Origin of the sequence: Paenarthrobacter sp. TAF1 (assembly GCF_052113825.1) — a bacterium.
GTDB lineage: Bacteria > Actinomycetota > Actinomycetes > Actinomycetales > Micrococcaceae > Arthrobacter > Arthrobacter nicotinovorans.
Window position 1 is genome coordinate 115,352 of the sequence record NZ_JBFRDO010000004.1, and the last position, 18,453, is coordinate 133,804.

General features: G+C 62.8%; 15 protein-coding genes and 1 tRNA gene. 5 read left to right on the forward strand and 11 right to left on the reverse strand.

Annotated features, from left to right (window positions below; all coding sequences use genetic code 11):
- Positions 1 to 110: 110 nt before the first annotated feature.
- From AB4Y81_RS06795 to argS, 11 genes are all read right to left on the reverse strand, one after another.
- Entirely contained in the window at positions 111 to 1,067 is a 957-nt protein-coding gene (locus AB4Y81_RS06795) for a glycosyltransferase (protein ID WP_064721734.1), read from the reverse strand.
- Positions 1,068 to 1,853: a WecB/TagA/CpsF family glycosyltransferase gene (locus AB4Y81_RS06800; protein WP_441995569.1), complete on the reverse strand. Its 786-nt coding sequence runs from the start codon at positions 1,851 to 1,853 to the stop codon at positions 1,068 to 1,070.
- Positions 1,850 to 2,710 (reverse strand): L-threonylcarbamoyladenylate synthase, encoded by an 861-nt coding sequence (locus tag AB4Y81_RS06805; protein WP_018776351.1) that lies wholly within the window; start codon positions 2,708 to 2,710, stop codon positions 1,850 to 1,852. The genes AB4Y81_RS06800 and AB4Y81_RS06805 overlap by 4 nt, the downstream gene beginning before the upstream one ends.
- A gap of 12 nt (positions 2,711 to 2,722) precedes the next feature.
- Positions 2,723 to 3,595 carry a peptide chain release factor N(5)-glutamine methyltransferase gene (prmC, locus tag AB4Y81_RS06810; RefSeq protein ID WP_441995570.1) on the reverse strand — a complete coding sequence of 291 codons (873 nt, stop codon included), beginning with the start codon at positions 3,593 to 3,595 and terminating at the stop codon, positions 2,723 to 2,725.
- A 42-nt stretch (positions 3,596 to 3,637) separates the two neighbouring features.
- Complete coding sequence (gene prfA / locus AB4Y81_RS06815) at positions 3,638 to 4,711, reverse strand: peptide chain release factor 1 (RefSeq protein WP_018776353.1); 1,074 nt, start codon at positions 4,709 to 4,711, stop codon at positions 3,638 to 3,640.
- A gap of 256 nt (positions 4,712 to 4,967) precedes the next feature.
- Positions 4,968 to 7,118: a transcription termination factor Rho gene (gene rho, locus AB4Y81_RS06820; protein ID WP_441995571.1), complete on the reverse strand. Its 2,151-nt coding sequence runs from the start codon at positions 7,116 to 7,118 to the stop codon at positions 4,968 to 4,970.
- 303 nt (positions 7,119 to 7,421) lie between these two features.
- On the reverse strand, positions 7,422 to 8,396 hold the full coding sequence (thrB, locus tag AB4Y81_RS06825) for a homoserine kinase (protein ID WP_018776355.1): 975 nt from the start codon (positions 8,394 to 8,396) through the stop codon (positions 7,422 to 7,424).
- Positions 8,397 to 8,398: 2 nt separating this feature from the next.
- Positions 8,399 to 9,502 carry a threonine synthase gene (gene thrC / locus AB4Y81_RS06830; protein ID WP_018776356.1) on the reverse strand — a complete coding sequence of 368 codons (1,104 nt, stop codon included), beginning with the start codon at positions 9,500 to 9,502 and terminating at the stop codon, positions 8,399 to 8,401.
- On the reverse strand, positions 9,503 to 10,819 hold the full coding sequence (locus tag AB4Y81_RS06835) for a homoserine dehydrogenase (RefSeq protein ID WP_055972109.1): 1,317 nt from the start codon (positions 10,817 to 10,819) through the stop codon (positions 9,503 to 9,505).
- Positions 10,812 to 12,284 (reverse strand): diaminopimelate decarboxylase, encoded by a 1,473-nt coding sequence (lysA, locus tag AB4Y81_RS06840; protein ID WP_055972104.1) that lies wholly within the window; start codon positions 12,282 to 12,284, stop codon positions 10,812 to 10,814. The genes AB4Y81_RS06835 and lysA overlap by 8 nt, the downstream gene beginning before the upstream one ends.
- Positions 12,285 to 12,288: 4 nt before the next feature.
- The gene (gene argS / locus AB4Y81_RS06845; RefSeq protein ID WP_018776359.1) at positions 12,289 to 13,938 is read right to left on the reverse strand and encodes an arginine--tRNA ligase; all 1,650 of its coding nucleotides are present in this window, start codon (positions 13,936 to 13,938) and stop codon (positions 12,289 to 12,291) included.
- A gap of 246 nt (positions 13,939 to 14,184) precedes the next feature.
- On the opposite strand from argS, the gene AB4Y81_RS06850 reads away from it, so the two are divergent.
- The 5 genes from AB4Y81_RS06850 (at position 14,185) to AB4Y81_RS06870 (ending at position 18,453) form a co-directional block, all read left to right on the forward strand.
- On the forward strand, positions 14,185 to 14,670 hold the full coding sequence (locus AB4Y81_RS06850; protein WP_039242062.1) for an FMN-binding protein: 486 nt from the start codon (positions 14,185 to 14,187) through the stop codon (positions 14,668 to 14,670).
- Between the two features lie 5 nt (positions 14,671 to 14,675).
- Positions 14,676 to 15,548, forward strand: coding sequence for an FAD:protein FMN transferase (locus tag AB4Y81_RS06855; RefSeq protein ID WP_441995572.1), 873 nt, complete (start codon positions 14,676 to 14,678; stop codon positions 15,546 to 15,548).
- Positions 15,545 to 17,047 (forward strand): FAD-dependent oxidoreductase, encoded by a 1,503-nt coding sequence (locus AB4Y81_RS06860; RefSeq protein ID WP_441995573.1) that lies wholly within the window; start codon positions 15,545 to 15,547, stop codon positions 17,045 to 17,047. The genes AB4Y81_RS06855 and AB4Y81_RS06860 overlap by 4 nt, the downstream gene beginning before the upstream one ends.
- A gap of 135 nt (positions 17,048 to 17,182) precedes the next feature.
- Positions 17,183 to 17,255 (forward strand) — tRNA-Arg (locus AB4Y81_RS06865).
- A 157-nt stretch (positions 17,256 to 17,412) separates the two neighbouring features.
- On the forward strand, positions 17,413 to 18,453 hold the full coding sequence (locus AB4Y81_RS06870) for a M4 family metallopeptidase (protein WP_018776364.1): 1,041 nt from the start codon (positions 17,413 to 17,415) through the stop codon (positions 18,451 to 18,453).

An 18,453-nucleotide genomic window follows, 5' to 3' on the forward strand; every position in this document is an offset into this window, starting at 1 on the left:
CGGGATTTCTGTGGACTCTAGTCACGATACTAATGCCAATGGCCGTGACCACCCTGTGACGCAGCCGCAGGGCCGCAGCTTGTTTTGGCTGCGACCTGGCTGTTTGGGTGTTACCGGACGGGCTCCTGGACGTCCCGCAGAGAGTAGATTCCGTCCAGTACCTCCGCGTTCGAACGCGGAGCCCTCAAGGCGTGCCGCAGGCCCTTGAAAAGCCCGTCCAACAGTACCCTGCGGTTGGACGAAGCAGCGATGGTCCGCGTCCAGTTGCGGAGCGAAGCCCCCGTGAACAGGACTTTTTCCCAAGGGGCCAAAGCGTTCGAGCGGGTGTAAACCCAGAGCTTGTTCCGCACCTCATAGTAGAAGCGAGGCCCAGGATCTGCTCCTGCGTCGCCGAAGACTTTCGTATGGTGGTTGGCCACGGACGCGTTCGTGGTCAAAGCTATCCCCCGACGGGAAATCCTGGCCGTGTACTCGAGGTCGTCGTTCCAGATGAAGTAATCTGCGATCGGAAGCCCGTGCTGTTTGATCTCTTCGGCACGGATCAGCACCGACACAAAGGAAGCACTCCGGATCTGCGTAGCCCCGATGCGCGCAGCGGCGCTGCGGGCGTCGTCGCTTGCGCCCATCCTGGGACGCATTCTGTTCATAGGGTGGTCCCGTCCGTCGCTCCACACAACGCGGCTTGCTATGAATGCCGGGGCTTCCCCGGTCTGCTGCCGGTAGGCATCGGACACCTCGAGGGCTTCGCGCAGAGCGGCCGGCTGCGGTTCCGTGTCGTCATCCATGATCCACACGTGGTCCGCGTTGTGATCCAGAACGGCACGTTCCATACCGACGACGAATCCTCCTGCACCGCCAACGTTGGTGTTCAATGTGACGACGTCGGTTGTCACCGGTCCTTGGTACTGCTTGAGGAATTCGGCGGTTCCGTCGGTGGAAGCGTTGTCGACGACGACGATCGCATCCGGTACCCGGGTACCTGCGCTGATGCCCTCCAAAGTGGTCTGGAGGAGATCACGCCGGTTGAAGGTCACTACCACAGCGACCACGACAGCTTGGGACGTCATTTATTTGCCTCTGGTCTTGGATGGTTGGATACGGCGCCGAATCAGCAGGGCAGCCAGCTTCCACGGTTCAACAAATACCCGGTAGGCAACCCTCCCGGGGTGCAGAACCAGGCGCCAGGCCCATTCCAGCCCCAAGCGACCCAGCCAGCGAGGCGCGAGCTTCTGGATACCCGCCACCTGCTCAATGGCACCCCCGACTGCGCAGTAGACAGCAGGGGGAAGCTGACCCAGCCTGCGATGCAGGACTGTTTCCTGAAGCGGCATCCCGAGTCCCAGCAATACAAGTTGCGGGCGGAACCCCTTCAACCACTCCACGACGGCACTTTCCAAGGACTCATCCCATGCTTCACCGGGCATCCCGTCCACAGTCGCACCTGGGACGATGGATGCCAGCCGGGCAACCGCCTTGCTGTTCGCCTCGCGGCCGGCCCCGACGACGGCGACCCGCTGAAGTCCGGGAATCTTTCCCAACTCAGGAATCCAGTCCATGGAGCCGAGCCTGTAAGCCATGGTCCCCTCGCCAATCGGCTGCAGTTGCCGTTTGTGCGCGAGTCCCCACAACATGGCAACGGGAGCGCCGTCCAACAGGACGATGGAACCCTCCTCATAGACCGCCCGAACATCAGGGTGCGAATGCACCAAGGTGACGCTGTGGAGATTATGTCCCAATACCGTACTTGTGGTTCCGGCCGCGAGGAGGCTGCCCACGGCATCGAGAAGTTCCTGGACGCGCATCGGAGTGGCGTCCACGTCGAGGACGGGGACGCGTTGGCGTGCTGGAATCATTCCGGTTGGTTTTCGCTTGCAGCCTGGGACTTCGCTGTTGCGGGTGCAGCGTCCTGAGCGGCGTTTTTCACCGAAGCAGGCTCCTCCGATGCTTCGACAGGCGGTTTCTCTCCGGTTTCGTCCGCGGGGGCCGGCTCCTCAGCAACGTCCTCGGTGGTTGGTTCCTGGGGGGCTTCCGGTTCAGCGGCAGCGACAGTCTCACCGATGCCAAGGATCGAGGGCACGATTTCCCGGAGGCGTTCAAGTTCTATGGCCCCCTGCCGCACCACGCGGAAAGGAGTGGATGTTGCATCAACAATCGTGGAAGGCACGGCGTTGGTACCCTTGACTGGCCGGAAGCCGCCTTCAAGGTATACCTCAACGGATTCAGCCAGCTGCAGGCGTGCCTCGGAAGCCGTCTGTGCTGCTTCCTGGCCGGTCCGGTTGGCGGATGAAACCGCCAACGGTCCTGTCATGCTCAACAGATCCAAAGCAAGGTGGTCATCCGGCATGCGAAGGGCTACGGTGCCCTTGGTATCGCCAAGGTCCCAGTCCAGGGACGGCTGCGCGTGCAGGATCAATGTCAACCCGCCGGGCCAGAAAGCCTGTGCCAATGCCCGCGCGTCAGCAGGTACATCAGTTGCCAGCCCGTCCAGGGCATTAACGCGGGGAATCAGCACGGGAGGGGGCATCTGCCGGCTGCGGCCCTTGGAAGCGAGCAACATGGTTACAGCCAAGGGAGAAAAAGCGTCGGCAGCAATGCCATAGACGGTGTCCGTGGGCATCACGATGCACTTCTTTTCGCTGATGGCGCGCTGGGCGTGCTGAAGTCCTTCAGCACGCTGGTCCTCGGAAGTGCAGTTGTAGGTTGTGGTCACAGCGCTATTCTTTCACTCATCAGGCGCGATGCTTGCCAGTACCGCGCTGGTTGCACGTTCTTTGCCGTTCAAGTCAAAGTGTGTGGTGATCTCTTGCCAGCGTCCGGCGCGTTGCAGCATACCGGCGATCCATTGTGCCTGGACTTCGGCGTGCTCCATCACGAAGTAGCCGCCCGGTTTCAGGAGCCGCGCCGCAGAGGCCGCTGCCGCCGTCGGAAGTTCCATACCGTCCGCTCCCCCACCGTACAGGGCTTCGGGAGGATCGTGGAGGGCGACTTCCGGTTCCGAGGGTATCGCCTCGGACGGGATGTATGGGGGGTTGGAGACGACGACGTCGAAGGTACCGTTGTGCTCAGGAAGGGCATCCCGGAGGTCGCCCTGGATCAACGAAACCCCCAAAGGTTCGAGATTCCGGGCCGCCCAGGCGTGCGCAAAGCTGCTGTATTCCACCGCGTGGACCTCAGCGCCGGGAACTTCGTGGGCTATCGAGCCTGCAATGGCACCCGAACCCGTACCGAGATCCACCACCTTCGGGTTTGCCATGCCCGAGACGTGGTCGATGACCAGTTGAACCACCGATTCCGTTTCCGGTCGGGGTATGAACACCCCCGGGCCCACGCGCAACTCCAGGTGACGGAAATACGCGACGCCCGTGATGTGCTGCAAGGGAACCCGGGCCGCACGCTCCAGCACCAAGTCCCCATAGCCATCAGGAGAGGGCGCATCGCCGAGGAGCATGGCACGGAGCCGGCCAAGCCCTACACCCAACAGGTGGTCGGCCAGCAACTCAGCGTCCACGCGTGGGCTGGGAACACCGGCGTCGGACAAAACGGCAGTAGCCTCGCGAACTGCGTCCGCGAGGCTCTGGCCTTGGTAAAACGACATTAATGGACCCTGGATGCTGAAGTCGTAGGCGCTTGGGCTCGGCTATTCGCCGATGGCGTCCAGGCGTGCCTGCTCGTCTGCTTCAATTGCAGACTGGATGACGGGCTCAAGATCGCCATTCATGACGGCGTCGAGGTTGTAGGCCTTGTAGCCCGTGCGGTGGTCTGCAATGCGGTTTTCCGGGAAATTGTACGTGCGGATGCGCTCCGAACGGTCCATGGTCCGGATTTGCGATTTGCGCTGCTCGGAGTTGGCGGCGTCGATCTGTTCCTGCTGGTGGGCAAGGAGTCGGGCGCGGAGGACGCGCATGCCGGCTTCGCGGTTCTGCAGCTGCGACTTCTCGTTCTGCATGGCGACGACGATGCCCGTGGGCAAGTGGGTAATGCGGACGGCAGAGTCGGTGGTGTTCACGGACTGACCACCCGGGCCGGAGGAACGGTAAACGTCGATCTTGAGGTCGTTCTGGTTGATCTCAAGTTCTTCGGGCTCGTCCACTTCGGGGAGAACCAGCACACCGGCGGCCGAGGTGTGAATACGCCCCTGTGATTCGGTCACGGGAACACGCTGTACGCGGTGCACGCCGCCCTCGAACTTCAAGCGGGCGAAAACGCCCTGTGCGGGATCGTTCGAGTTGCCCTTGATGGCGACAGCAACGTCCTTGTAACCACCGAGGTCGGACTCGGTAGCTGAAATCATTTCTGTCTTCCAGCCACGGGACTCGGCGTAACGCATGTACATACGCAGAAGGTCTCCTGCGAACAAGGCAGCTTCGTCACCGCCTTCCCCACCCTTCACTTCGAGGATGACGTTGCGGGCATCGTCCGGATCGCGCGGGATCAACAGACGGCGCAAACGCTCCTGCGCGGCAGGGATCTGTTCCTCCAACTGTTCAACCTCTGCGGCGAACTCCGGATCCTCGTCAGCCATTTCCTTGGCCGCTTCCAGGTCGTCATTGAGCCCGCGCCACTTGTTGTACGCCTCCACAATGCCTTGGAGCTGCGCGGAGCGCCGCCCCAACTTCCTGGCAGCAGACTGATCGGCATAAACGGCAGGATCGCTCAGCTGTGCCTGAATAGCAGCATGCTCATCAAGCAATCCCTGTACGGACTCAAACATTTTCAAACCTCTTTCGACTTCTACAAGTCTAATAACTGCATCGTGGGGTCACGTACAGCCCATCTGGCGGGGCCCACATGGGCCATATGACCTCGCGTGGGGTCGGGTCAAGGATTCCGTTTAAACAAAGACCGCTCAAAATATGCCGGCCAGGGAGTGGCTTCGGGCCTGCCGGAGCCGGGCAGCTTCCGATCGCAGATCGAAAGCTACCCGGCGCAGGGGCGGGGCCGGCATATTTTGAGCGGTTAGAGCACAGCTATTTGTCGTTGTCCGACTTCGCTCCGAGCGTCGTCTTCTGAACCTGCATGAGGAACTCGACGTTGCTCTGGGTCTCCCGGATCTTGTTGGTCAGCAGCTCAAGGCTCTGCTGCTGCTCGAGTCCGGAAAGGACGCGGCGCAGCTTCCACATGATCTTGACCTCCTCAGGCGAGAGCAGGTTCTCTTCGCGGCGCGTGCCGGACGCGTTGACGTCCACAGCCGGGAAGATGCGCTTGTCCGCCAGCTGGCGGGACAGGCGGAGCTCCATGTTGCCGGTGCCCTTGAACTCTTCGAAGATGACTTCATCCATCTTGGAGCCGGTCTCAACAAGAGCGGTTGCCAGGATGGTCAGCGAGCCACCGTTCTCGATGTTGCGGGCCGCACCGAAGAAGCGCTTGGGCGGGTACAGTGCTGCGGAGTCCACGCCACCGGACAGGATACGGCCGGAGGCCGGTGCTGCGAGGTTGTAGGCACGGCCCAGACGGGTCATGGAGTCCAGGAGAACCACCACGTCCATGCCCATCTCCACGAGTCGCTTGGCGCGTTCGATGGAGAGCTCGGCAACGGTGGTGTGGTCGTCGGCGGGACGGTCGAAGGTAGAGGCAATGACCTCGCCCTTGACGGTGCGCTGCATGTCCGTAACTTCTTCGGGACGTTCGTCAACCAGCACCATCATGAGGTGGACCTCAGGGTTGTTGGTGGTGATTGCGTTCGCGATGGACTGCAGGATGAGCGTCTTGCCGGCCTTCGGCGGGGAAACGATCAGGCCACGCTGGCCCTTGCCGATCGGAGCCACGAGGTCGATGACACGCGGACCGATCTTCTTGGGGTCCGTTTCCAGGCGCAGGCGCTCTGACGGGTACAGCGGAACGAGCTTTGCGAACTCGACGCGGTCCTTGAGTTCCTCAGGGGTTTTGCCGTTGACGGATGTGACGCGAACGAGCGCGTTGAACTTCTGTCGGGCCGACTGCTGGCTGCGGTCCTCACCGTCACGCGGTGCACGGATGGCACCTACGACGGCGTCACCCTTGCGGAGGTTGTACTTCTTGACCTGTGCCAGGGAGACGTAGACGTCGTTGGCGCCGGGGAGGTAGCCGGACGTACGGATGAACGCGTAGTTCTCCAGAACGTCCAGGATGCCTGCCACGGGAAGCAGGACGTCGTCCTCGGTAACCTCGACGTCGTCAACGTCCGGTCCTTGGGCGCGTCCACGACGACGTTCGTTGCGATCGCGGAAACGGTCGCTGCGGGTGTTGCCGTCACGGCCGTCCTGGCCGCCCCGGCGGTCGCTGCGGTCGTTCTGGTCGTTTCGGTCACGGCGGTTGCGGCGGTTGCGGCGGTTGCCGGTGTCGTCGCCGTCGTTGTTGTCTTCACGGCGGCCACGGTTGTTGTCGCGGCGTTCGCGCTGCTGGTCGCCGGAGTCGGCCTGCTCACGCTGCTCACGCTGTTCCGAACGGTCGTTGCGCTGCTCACGCTGTTCCGTGCGGTCGTTGCGCTGCTCGCGCTGTTCCGTGCGGTCGTTGCGCTGCTCACGCTGTTCCGTGCGGTCGTTGCGCTGCTCGGCTGCCGGCGCTTCCGCTGCTTCCGCCGGAGCTGCGGCAGCTTCGCCGCGGCGACGGTTGCGGGTACGGGGCTGACGACGTTCGGAGCCCGCCTCGGTTGCTTCGGCCGCGGCCGGCGTTTCGACGGCGGGTGCTGCTTCAGGCTCGGAGGCGGTGGCAGTGGTGGTCGCGGCTGCCTCAGCAGCTGCAACAACGCCATCACTGGTGGCGCGGCGGCTGCGTCCACGTCCACGCCCACGGGGAGCTTCCTGGGCCGGAGCCTCGGCAGCTGCCTCAACGGGCGCACTCTTTTCCGTGGCCTTGGCTTCTGCAACCGGGGCTTCCTTGGCCACGGCGGGAGCCTTGGCCGACGTGGCCTTGGCTGGAGCCTTGGTAGTGGAGGTGCCCGCACGGTGGGCAGAGATGGCCGTAACCAAGTCCCCCTTGCGCATGCGGGATCCCCCCGAAATACCCAGCTGGCTCGCAAGAGCCTGAAGCTGGGCGAGCTTGAGGCCTGCAAGGCCGCTGCTCTTGGTTGCTGCCGTTGACGACTCAGCAGCAGAAGATGTTGTGTCCACAGCTGAAGCCAGCTCAGTGGTTTCTGTCACGAAGGATCCTTCCCCCTCGACGGCGTCCAGAGCGAGAGCTGGACGCGATGATTTGTTCTGGGCTGCAGTTCAGATCTGCAGCCGGTGATTTTGGCCGTGCCTGATGGATTGTGGCCAACAGGGCCGGATACTGATCGCCTTCACTGGATCCGGTTACCCGGACAGCCAGCCTGAAATTCAGGAAACAGAGAGTTCTGCGGCACCTGATGCAGGCCGAAAAGAGACGACACCACCAACGTTGGCACAGTTGACGAAAGGTACGGCGAAACACCGAAGTCCAAAATCAGGGAACTGCCCGCGGCTTTACCGGCGGTGCACTTCCACTCTAGCACCTTGAACGTCAACAGCCAGCGTCATCACACGCCAACCAACGTCGGGTGTGTTGGCTGCAGTAAACGAATTGATGAATTGGACCGCTGCTGCGGCTTCGTCGGAACCATTGGCAAGGATCATCACGGTTGGTCCGGCGCCGGAAACAACGGCTGCGTGCCCTGCTGCCCGCAAAGCTGCAATGAGTTCGGCGCTGGGCCGCATGGCTTGGGCACGATAGCTCTGGTGAAGGTAGTCTTCCGTACCCGGCAACAGCAGTCCGGGATCTGCCGTGAGGGCGTGGATCAGCAATGCGGCGCGCCCGGAGTTCATCGCAGCTGCGTGGTGGCCGACCGATGCCGGGAGCAGTCCACGCGCCGTCTCGGTGGACAGCTCGTAATCCGGTACAGCCACTACCGGAGTAACAGCTGGTGCCACCTCCGCACGGGTACTGCTGTACTGCTCGCTGTCCTGCCACGACAGCGCCAGTCCGCCGAAAATCGCCGGTGCGACGTTGTCCGGGTGGCCTTCCATCTCGCTTGTCAGCTGCAGGATCCACTGAGTGTCGCGCTGGGCCTCCTGAGGTACCAACGCGTTCGCAGCCGTCACCGCAGCGACCACTGCCGAGGCAGAGGAACCCAAACCCCGCCCATGGGGGTTGACGTTGTCCGCGGTGATCCGCAAGCCGGTGTGCTGGAAACCCAGACGCTCCAGTGCAAGATCGATGGCGCGCACCACAAGGTGGGTGGCATCGCGGGGAAGGGTGTCGGCGCCCTCACCGGAGAGCTCGAACTCAAGCTCTCCGGTGGTGAGGGTCTCCACCGTCAAAGTGTCGTAGATGGAGAGGGCCAGGCCCAGGCTGTCGTAGCCCGGGCCCAGGTTGGCGCTCGTACCAGGGACCTTGACGGTCAGCCGTTGGCCTGCCGCGACGATTACCCGATCGGTCGCGGTGGGCTGTTTTGATTCCACTCTTAGTTTTCTTCCAGTCCCAGTTCTGCTGCAACGGTGACGACGTCGTTCGGCACCTTGACCGGCTGGACTTCACTGCCGTCTTCGGTCCGGAGAGCCCACTGGGGATCTTTGAGTCCGTGCCCGGTGACGGTGATGACGATGGTCTTGCCCGACGGTACCTGGCCTGCCGCGTGCTTCTTGATCAAGCCGGCGACGCCGGCAGCCGAGCCGGGCTCGACGAAGACGCCTTCCTTGGAAGACAACCAGCGGTGGGCGTCCAGGATCTCGTCATCGGTGACGGCTTCAATAAGACCACCGGATTCGTCGCGTGCGGCCACGGCCGTCTCCCACGAAGCGGGGTTGCCGATGCGGATGGCAGTTGCGATCGTGTCAGGCTCCGTGATGGGGTGGCCGGCAACGAAGGGGGCTGCGCCGGCGGCCTGGAAGCCCCACATGGTGGGAGTCTTGGTGGAAACGGCCGGAAGGGTCCCGTTGGAGGTCTCGAACGGCGCGGCGTACTCCTTGTAGCCCTTCCAGTACGCGCTGATGTTTCCTGCGTTGCCGACGGGAAGAACGTGGATGTCCGGGGCGTCGCCCAAAGAATCCACCACTTCGAAGGCACCGGTCTTCTGGCCCTGGATGCGGGCGGGATTGACCGAGTTCACCAGGAAGACGGGGTAGGACTCACCGAGTTTGCGGGCGATGTCGAGGCAGTTGTCGAAGTTGCCATCGACCTGCAGCAACGTGGCACCGTGGGCGATGGCCTGGCTCAGCTTGCCCATGGAAATCTTGCCTTCAGGAACAAGCACCGCACACTTCAGACCCGCGGCCGTGGCGTAGGCAGCGGCCGATGCGGAGGTGTTTCCCGTGGAGGCGCAAACTACGGCTTTGGCGCCGGCCTCGACAGCAGCCGTCATGGCCATGGTCATGCCGCGGTCCTTGAAGGAGCCCGTCGGGTTCATGCCTTCGACTTTGAGGTAGACCTCTGAACCGGTCAGCTCGGACAGTTTTTGCGCGTGAACCAGCGGAGTGCCGCCCTCGCCGAGGGTGATGACCTTCGTGGCTTCCGTTACGGGCAAACGATCAGCATACTCGCGGATTACTCCGCGCCATTGGTGAGCCACTTAGACCCCTTCTACCCGCAGTACGGATGTGACGGAATTGATGACGTCGAGGCCCTTGACGGCCTCAACGGTTGCTGCGAGTGCAGCTTCGGATGCACGGTGCGTCACGATCTTCAGCTCGGCCGACTCAACATTCGAGGCAGAGTCGCGGTGGATCGTTTGACGCATGATTTCGATGGAAACGCCGTTTTCCGCAAAGATATGGGCAATCCGGGCAAGCACGCCTGCCTGGTCAGCGACATCCAAGCCGATGTAGTAGCTCGTATCGGAGGCGTCAATGGTGAGCGCCGGAACGTGGCCGGTGGTGGTCTCGGTACGGCCGGGACCGCCCAGAACCAGGCGGCGGGCGGCGGAAACGAGATCGCCGAGCACAGCGGATGCTGTTGGTGTTCCCCCGGCGCCCTGGCCATAGAACATCAGTTCGCCGGCGTTTTCGGCCTCGATGAACACTGCGTTGAAGGCTCCACGGACAGCCGCCAGCGGATGCTCACGCGGGAGCAGCGTGGGGTGGACCCGCACCGAGATGCCACTGCCGTGGTCCGAAGAGTCGATCTTCTCGGCGATCGCGAGAAGCTTGATGACGAAGCCGGCTTCTTTGGCCGAGGCGATGTCTTCGGCGCTGACCTTGGTGATGCCTTCGCAGTAGACATCGTCCAGGGAGAAGCGTGTATGGAACGAAAGCGACGCAAGGATGGCAGCCTTCGCTGCGGCATCATGCCCTTCAACGTCCGCTGTCGGGTCCGCTTCGGCGTAGCCCAGTCGCTGGGCTTCGGCGAGGGCGTCAGCGAACTGCGCACCGGTGCTGTCCATCTGGTCGAGGATGAAGTTGGTGGTGCCGTTGACGATGCCCAGCACGCGGGTGATCCGGTCCCCGGACAGGCTGTCGCGGATGGGACGAAGGATGGGGATGGCGCCGGCGACGGCGGCCTCGTAGGACAGCTGCACTCCGGCTTTATCGGCCTCTTCGTAGAGGGTGGGTCCGTCCTGTGCAAGCAGGGCCTTGTTGCCGGTGACCACGCAGGCGCCGTTCTGGATCGCGGTGAGGATCAACGAACGGGCAGGCTCGATTCCGCCCATGAGTTCGATGACCAGGTCGGCGTCCTTGACCAGAGTGTCGGCGTCAGTGGTGAACAACTCGCGCGGCAGTTCGACGTCGCGCGGGGAATCGATGGTGCGGACAGCGATACCGGACAGTTCCAGGCGTGCACCGCTGCGGGCGGCAAGTGCCTCGGCGTCGTCAATCAGAATCCGCGCGACCTGGGCCCCAACGTTGCCACAGCCCAGCAGGGCCACTTTCAAGGTTCGCACTTCAGACATTCGCCACTCCCATGTCGCGGTTCAAGAGATCTTCTTCGGTTTCGCCGCGGACGATCAACCTGGCGGCTCCGTCGCGTACAGCGACAACGCCAGGCCGGGCCAGGTAGTTGTAGTTGCTGGAGAGGGCCCAGCAGTAGGCGCCGGTACCCGGTACTGCGAGCAAATCACCGGCTGCCACGTCCGCGGGCAGATATACATCTCTAACAACTATGTCGCCGCTCTCGCAATGTTTGCCCACTACTCGGGACAGCTGCGGAGCCGCGGTGGAATCACGGGAGGCCAAAATCGCCGAATAATCCGCGTCGTACAGCACCGGACGGGCGTTATCGCTCATTCCACCGTCCACCGACACATAGCGGCGCGGATACGTAACGTTCTCCTGCCCTGCGTCAACGCCGGGAGCATCCACGCGGACCGTTTTGAGGGTGCCTACTTCGTAGAGGGTAAACGTGGTGCTGCCCACGATCGCCCGTCCCGGTTCAATTGAGATGCGGGGCGAGGCTATCCCCAGTTCGGCGCAGGTGGAACGCACGACGGCCGCCATCGCCTGCGCGATCTCGGCCGGCGGACGCGGAGTGTCCACCGGGGTGTAAGCGATTCCATAGCCACCGCCGAGGTCAAGTTCAGGCAGGACGATGGAGTACTTGCTCTGCATCGCGGCAAGGAACCGCAGAAGCTTTTCTCCTGCCACGGCAAAACCGTCAGGCTCGAAGATTTGCGAGCCGATGTGGCAATGCAGGCCCAGGAGCTCAATTCCCGGATAGGACGTCGCAGCTGCCACCGCTTCCTCGGCAGCGGACAGGCCGGCTTCCTCAGTGGTGTCTTCGGCCATGGAGAGGCCGAATTTCTGGTCCTCGTGGGCCGTGGCAATGAATTCATGCGTGTGGGCATGCACACCAGGAGTAAGGCGCAGCATGACTTTGGCGGTTTCGCCGCGGCTGGAGGCGATCTTGGCTACGCGTTCCAGCTCGTCGAGGCTGTCCACCACGATCCTGCCAACGTGCATGTCCAGCGCGCGGCTGATCTCCGCGTCCGACTTGTTGTTGCCGTGCAGGCCGAGATTCCGTCCTTCGATCCCGGCGCGGGCAGCAACGGCGAGCTCACCGCCGGAGCAGGTGTCCAGTCGAAGGCCTTCCTCTGCCACCCAGCTGGCTACTGCCGTGCACAGGAACGATTTGCCGGCGTAGTAGACATCCACTCCCCCACAAATGTCCGCGAATGCAGCATCGAAAGCGTCTTTGAAGGCCCGCGCCCGTGAACGGAAATCCGACTCGCTCATGACGAAGAGCGGAGTCCCGAACTGTTCCTTGAGTTCCTTGACCGAAACACCGTCGATGGCGACTTCACCGGCGCCATTCTTCGCCACCCCGGCCGCCCACATGGACGGCTGAAGGGCGTTGAGGTCTTCCGGGAGGGCCAACCATTCCGGTGCAAGAGGAGAAGCGTTGCTGGATTCTGTGGTCATTTCGCTACATCCGTTCCGGCGCCGAAACACCGAGCAGTTCGAGTCCGTTGGCAAGTACCTGGCTGGTGGCGTCGTTCAACCACAAGCGTGTCCGGTTCACGTCCTGGACAGGCTCGTCGCCCTGCGGCGACACGCGGCACGCGTCGTACCAGCGGTGGTAGGCGCCGGCGATGACCTCGAGGTGGCGGGCCACCCTGTGGGGCTCACGGAGCTCGGCGGCCTTGGCCACGATCGACGGGTAGCTGCCCAGGTAAGAGAGCAGTTCGTTCTCGGTTGCGTGGTCCAGGAGCGAGGCATCGAACACGGAACGGTCCACGCCGGCCTCGATCGCGTTGCGGGCAGTGCCACGTGAGCGGGCATGCGCGTACTGCACATAGAACACGGGGTTCTCGTTGGAGTTCTTCTTGAGCAGTTCCGGATCCAAGGTCAGCGGAGAGTCGGCCGGGAAGCGTGCCAGGGAGTAACGCACCGCATCCTTGCCAAGCCAGGAAATGAGATCCTTGAGCTCGATGATGTTGCCGGCGCGCTTGGACAGCTTGGCACCGTTCACGGAGACGAGCTGTCCAATGAGGACCTCGATATTGACCTCGGGGTCGTCGCCTGCGCAGGCCGCAATCGCCTTCAGCCGGTTGATGTATCCGTGGTGGTCGGCGCCGAGGAGATAGATCTTTTCGGTAAATCCGCGGTCCTTTTTGGACAGGTAGTAGGCAGCGTCGGCGGCGAAGTAGGTCGGTTCGCCATTGGCGCGGATCATGACGCGGTCTTTGTCGTCACCAAAGTCGGTGGTGCGCAGCCAGACGGCGCCTCCGTCGTCGTAGACATGCCCCTGCTCGCGAAGGCGCGCAACGGCGGACTCGATCGCTCCGGCGTCGTGCAGTTCCTTTTCGGAGAAGAAGACATCAAACTCCACGCCGAAGTCAGCCAAGGTGGTTTTGATATCCGCCATCTGGGCCTCGTAAGCAGCAGCCCGAATGACCGGCAGGGCGGCTTCATCCGTCAGTTCGCGGATGTCCGGGTGTGCCTTCAGGACCTCGTCGCCAAGCTCGCGGATGTACTCGCCCGGGTATCCGCCCTCGGGAACACCCCTGCCATGAAGGCGGGAAAGCACGGAGTTGGCGAAGACGTTCATCTGCGAACCGGCGTCATTGATGTAGTACTCGGCCGTGACGTCAGCACCTGATGCACGCAGGACACGGGCAATGGCGTCACCTAGCGCCGCCCAGCGGGTGTGGCCAATGTGCAGCGGACCCGTGGGGTTTGCGGAGACGAACTCCATGTTGACCACGCGGCCCGCGAGCGCCTGGTTGGTGCCGTAGGCGGATCCGGCCTCAACGATGGTCTTGGCAAGGGTTCCGGCCGTAGCGGCATCCACGGTGATGTTCAGGAAGCCCGGTCCGGCGATTTCCACGCCGGCGACGCCGGGGATGCCCTGGAGATGGTTGCTCAGGATGCCTGCAAATTCGCGGGGATTCATCCCGGCCTGCTTGGACAGCTGCAGGGCGATGTTGGTGGCCCAATCACCATGGTCCCGGTTCTTGGGTCGCTCCACGCGCACGGCGTCGGGCACAGCAGATTCCGTCAGGGCGATTTCGCCAGTGGAGACAGCGACCTTAAGGCAGGCGGATATGGCAGCAGAGAGTTCATCGGGAGTCACGGATCTAGCCTACCGGTGGCCCGCAAAGACGCGGAATTGGTGGGCCCGTATGTGGACAATCCGGACACAGCCGGCGCACAGGGACCGCAGGCAGCCGCCACAGACTGAACCATTACGCTGATTTCAACGTTGTGAAGAACATGGACGCCGGCCGCGCCCCTCATCCGGGGCCTGCCAGTGCCATGACCACGAGCCCCACGACGACATACTTCCGGTTGAACTTGTCCAGTTGAAACGAGCAGAATCATGACTACGCCACTCCGCAAGAGCATCTATGTTGGCATTGCCGGCCTCTCCATCGCAGGAACAGCCGCTGGATGCGCGCCCAGCACCCAAGCGCCTGCCACCCAAGCGCCGGCCACCCAGGAGGGCGGCCAGGCCTCGACAGGCAGCCCTTCGCCCACAGGCTCGTCCGCCATCGCTACCACCGGAGCTACCACCTACAAGGACGGTACCTACAGTGCGGATGGAACCTACACGTCACCGAATGGGCAGGAAACGGTGGGCGTGGAACTGACACTGGCCGCCGATAAGGTCTCAGCGGTGAACATCACAGTCCACCCCTCCAACCCCAACACCAAGAAATTCCAAGGTGAGTTTGCCAGTGGCATCGCGGCACAGATTGTCGGGAAGGACGTGGACGAACTGAAGGTGTCCAAGGTGGCCGGTTCTTCCCTCACGTCCGGGGGGTTCAATGATGCCCTCGAGCAGATCAAGTCGCAGGCCAAGTAGCGGTCATGCCGCATCCGGGCTGGAGCAACTTCAGCTTCGACGGGATCGGCACACGGTGGGAAATTTCGACGCCGGATCAGCTGGCTCCCGTTCTCACCGGGGAGTTGCTTGCCGCTGTCGAAGCGTACGACATGACGTGGTCGCGTTTCAGGGCCGATTCCTTGGTGGCCCGCCTCTCCCGCGGTCCGGGCAGCATCACGTTGCCGGACCACGCCACCGGGCTTCAGGAACTGTATGCCACGGCCTACCGCTTGAGCGACGGGGCCATGACCCCTCTTATTGGAAGCAGCCTGGAAAGGCTGGGTTACGACGCCAGCTACTCCCTCATCCCGACGGGAGCAGCCCAGGCACCACCCCGTTGGGAGGACGTCCTTGAGTGGACAGGCACGACGATGACCGCCAGGGAACCCTTGGTGGTGGACATCGGCGCGGCCGGAAAAGGCCAGCTGGTGGACCTGTTGGGAGGGATACTCCGGGGAGCGGGCATCGATGATTTCCTGGTGGATGGCAGCGGCGACATGCTTCATTCGGGGGCCCATCCCGTCAGTGTCGCGCTGGAACATCCTTACAACCCACGACAGGCCATTGGGACCGTCGAGTTGGACAACGCGGCGCTGTGCGCTTCGGCGGCCAACCGCCGGGCATGGGACGACGGCCTGCACCATGTCCTGGACGGCACCACCGGAAAGCCGGTCCACACCACAGTGGCCACGTGGACCATGGCGGCGAGCCCCCTGGTCGCGGACGGGTTGGCCACGGCATTGTTCATGGTGGATCCTGCACCGCTTGAAAAAGAATTCGAGTTCTCGTGGCTCAGGGTCTCTTCGACGGGCAGTGCCGCGTTTTCGTCAGGTTTTGAGGGGAGACTGTTCACATGATTGCTGCCAAGTCCCGCGTTGACACCTGGTTGGGCCGCTTCACCATGTACCGCTTGATCCTGTGGGTCCTCGGGGTGCTGGTGGTGTACAGCATGATCCTCAACGTGCTGGGGTGGCTGACCTTCGGCCTGCCGGAGATGCTGGTCCACCTGCTCCTGTGCTTGGGCGTTACGTATGGATCGAACCGTTTGCTCGCCGTCGTATTCCGTGTCAGACCACACACGGAGTCTTCACTCATCACGGCTTTGCTCCTCTACTTCCTGTTCTGGCCCGCTTTTGGGCTCACCGACATGGCCGGTGTGGCGCTGGCATGCGTATTGGCGAGCGTGTCCAAGTACGCTTTGGCCTTTCGCGGCAGGCACATCTTCAATCCGGCCGCCGCTGGCGCATTCATCACCGGCCTGACCGGCTTGAACATTGCTACGTGGTGGGCGGCAACCCCGGCGATGCTGTGGTTGCTGGTGCCGGGCGTTCTGCTGGTCCTGTACCGTACCCGCAAGCTGCTCATGGCCACTGTGTTCCTCGTGGTGGCAAGCGGGATCATCACCCTTGAGCTCCTGAACCGGAGCATGACCTTCGGGCAGGCTTTGTGGCAGACCCTGGCCCAACGGCCCCTTCTGTTCTTCGTGGGCTTCATGCTGTCCGAGCCGCTCACCCTTCCTCCCCGCCGCTGGCAGCAGCTGGCGCTTGCCGCCGTCGTGGGTGTTGTCTTCGCGGTTCCTTACAACTTCGGTTTCGTGGCCAATTCCCCGGAACTGGCGCTGCTGCTGGGCAATCTCATCGCTTTCTTCCTGGGCCAACGGGGCGGGGTGGAACTGACGTTCAAGGAATCACGCGTCTTGACGCCCGGGAGCACGGAATTCCGTTTCGAACCGGCGCGGCCGGTCCGTTTTGCCGCAGGCCAGTTCATGGAGCTGAACCTGCCGCATTCGCGTTCGGACGGCAGGGGCCGACGTCGGATTTTCAGCATCACCAGCGCTCCCGGTGCGCCTGAAGTGACTTTTGGCGTGGGTACCGCCGAGCCTTTGTCGAGCGCCAAGAAAGCATTGCTTGCCCTTCGGCCAGGGGAAACCGTTTCCGCCACTGCCGTTGGTGGGGACTTTCTTCTCCCGCACGACGCCGGCAAACCGGTCCTGTTGATGGCCGCAGGTATCGGGATTACGCCTTTCTTGTCGCAACTGGCGGCCGACGGCACCGCCCGCGACACCGTGGTGCTGTATTTGGCGAAGAGCCGGGACGAGCTGGCATGGGTGGAACAGCTGAAAGCCTCAGGAGCTACCGTGATTGCCCGGCTCGCCGACGGTTCCACTCCCCCGGAGTTCATGCGCGACGCCGGCACTTCCAGAATCGATGCAGTGCGCCTGAAGGAACTGGTTCCGGATATCGCCGACAGGGAAGTATTCGTCTCCGGCTCACCCGCCAGCGTTGATTCCCTGCGGTCCGCGGCACGCGGTGCAGGCGCCCGACGGGTCCATGTTGACTCGTTCGCCGGGTACTGAAGCGACGCGGGCGGCTCCCGCTGATGGTGGGACTCACAGTGGGCCGGATGTGGGCCCGTGTTGCAGTTTTCATTTGCGGTGCCGTGGCTGCTAAGCTCTAGGACGTCCCACCGGCAACGGAGGGATACCCTGGATGCCCTCGTAGCTCAGGGGATAGAGCGTCTGCCTCCGGAGCAGAAGGCCGTAGGTTCGAATCCTATCGAGGGCACAAACGAAAACCCCGCCAGTCCTGCTGGCGGGGTTTTCTGCATGCCGGCTACCGACTATCACTTACGGGCTTGCCGGGACCATGCCGCAAAATTGTCCGGCCTTGCTCCTAGGCTGATCCCAGTTGGTCTTTCCGATAGCAAAAGGGGTTTGCCGTGATGTGTTCCATCGTCCCGCCGTACATGCTTCGCAGGATTGCTGCCCAGAACGAACCCCGGCTCCGGGCGGTTGCCCGTGCAGCCAAGGAATCCCTGCTGCACATCAAGGGCCTGCAGGCCATCCGGACCGCTCCGGTTCCCGCGGCACCGCCCAGCGCACGGCAGGCCAAGCCAGGGCCGCCCAAGCGGACCATCTTCGATGCCCTCACCACTGAGGATCTTCCTGGTCAGCTGGTTCGCAAGGAAGGCGCTGCCCCCGTCGGGGACGCCGCGGCTGACGAAGCATATGACGGACTTGGTGGAACGCACCGTTTGTACGGTGAAGTTTTTGGGCGGGATTCCATTGACGATGCCGGACTGCCGCTGGATGCCACTGTCCATTACGGAAAGCTCTACGACAATGCCTTCTGGAACGGCAGCCAAATGGTTTTCGGAGACGGGGACGGACAAATCTTCCAGAGGTTCACAAAATCCGTCAGCGTCATCGGACACGAACTGGCCCATGGGGTCACGCAGTACACAGCCAACCTGGCCTACCGCAACCAGGCCGGCGCGCTCAATGAGTCGATGTCGGACGTTTTCGGCGTCCTGGTGGAGCAGTACATCAAACAGGAGTCCGTGGAGCAGGCCAGTTGGTTGATTGGACAGGGTTTGTTCACCGAGCAGGTCCAGGGAGCAGCCCTCCGCTCCATGAAGGCTCCCGGTACCGCGTACGACGACGACATCCTGGGCAAGGACCCGCAGCCGGACTCGATGGACAGCTACGTCCGCACGAGTGCGGACAACGGAGGCGTGCACATCAACTCGGGCATTCCAAACCGGGCCTTCTATCTGGTGGCAGCAGAACTCGGCGGCAAGGCCTGGGAGGCACCGGGCCAGATTTGGTACGGGACCCTGACCAGCGGGGCACTCCCTGCTACGTGCACTTTCGGGAAGTTCGCCAGGACGACGCTGGCCACGGCCGAGGAACTCTTCGGCAGCGGATCACCGGAGCATGACGCCGTCCGGAAGGCGTGGGACACTGTGAAGGTCAAGGTTTAG

Bases quoted from the DNA above. Each gene is read 5' to 3' on its own strand.
- AB4Y81_RS06860 (WP_441995573.1), top strand. From the start codon at position 15,545: ATGATTGCTGCCAAGTCCCGCGTTGACACCTGGTTGGGCCGCTTCACC.
- AB4Y81_RS06850 (WP_039242062.1), top strand. From the start codon at position 14,185: ATGACTACGCCACTCCGCAAGAGCATCTATGTTGGCATTGCCGGCCTC.
- prfA (WP_018776353.1), bottom strand. From the start codon at position 4,711: ATGTTTGAGTCCGTACAGGGATTGCTTGATGAGCATGCTGCTATTCAG.
- prmC (WP_441995570.1), bottom strand. From the start codon at position 3,595: ATGTCGTTTTACCAAGGCCAGAGCCTCGCGGACGCAGTTCGCGAGGCT.
- AB4Y81_RS06855 (WP_441995572.1), top strand. From the start codon at position 14,676: ATGCCGCATCCGGGCTGGAGCAACTTCAGCTTCGACGGGATCGGCACA.
- AB4Y81_RS06870 (WP_018776364.1), top strand. From the start codon at position 17,413: ATGTGTTCCATCGTCCCGCCGTACATGCTTCGCAGGATTGCTGCCCAG.
- lysA (WP_055972104.1), bottom strand. From the start codon at position 12,284: ATGACCACAGAATCCAGCAACGCTTCTCCTCTTGCACCGGAATGGTTG.
- AB4Y81_RS06800 (WP_441995569.1), bottom strand. From the start codon at position 1,853: ATGATTCCAGCACGCCAACGCGTCCCCGTCCTCGACGTGGACGCCACT.
- AB4Y81_RS06795 (WP_064721734.1), bottom strand. From the start codon at position 1,067: ATGACGTCCCAAGCTGTCGTGGTCGCTGTGGTAGTGACCTTCAACCGG.
- AB4Y81_RS06835 (WP_055972109.1), bottom strand. From the start codon at position 10,819: ATGTCTGAAGTGCGAACCTTGAAAGTGGCCCTGCTGGGCTGTGGCAAC.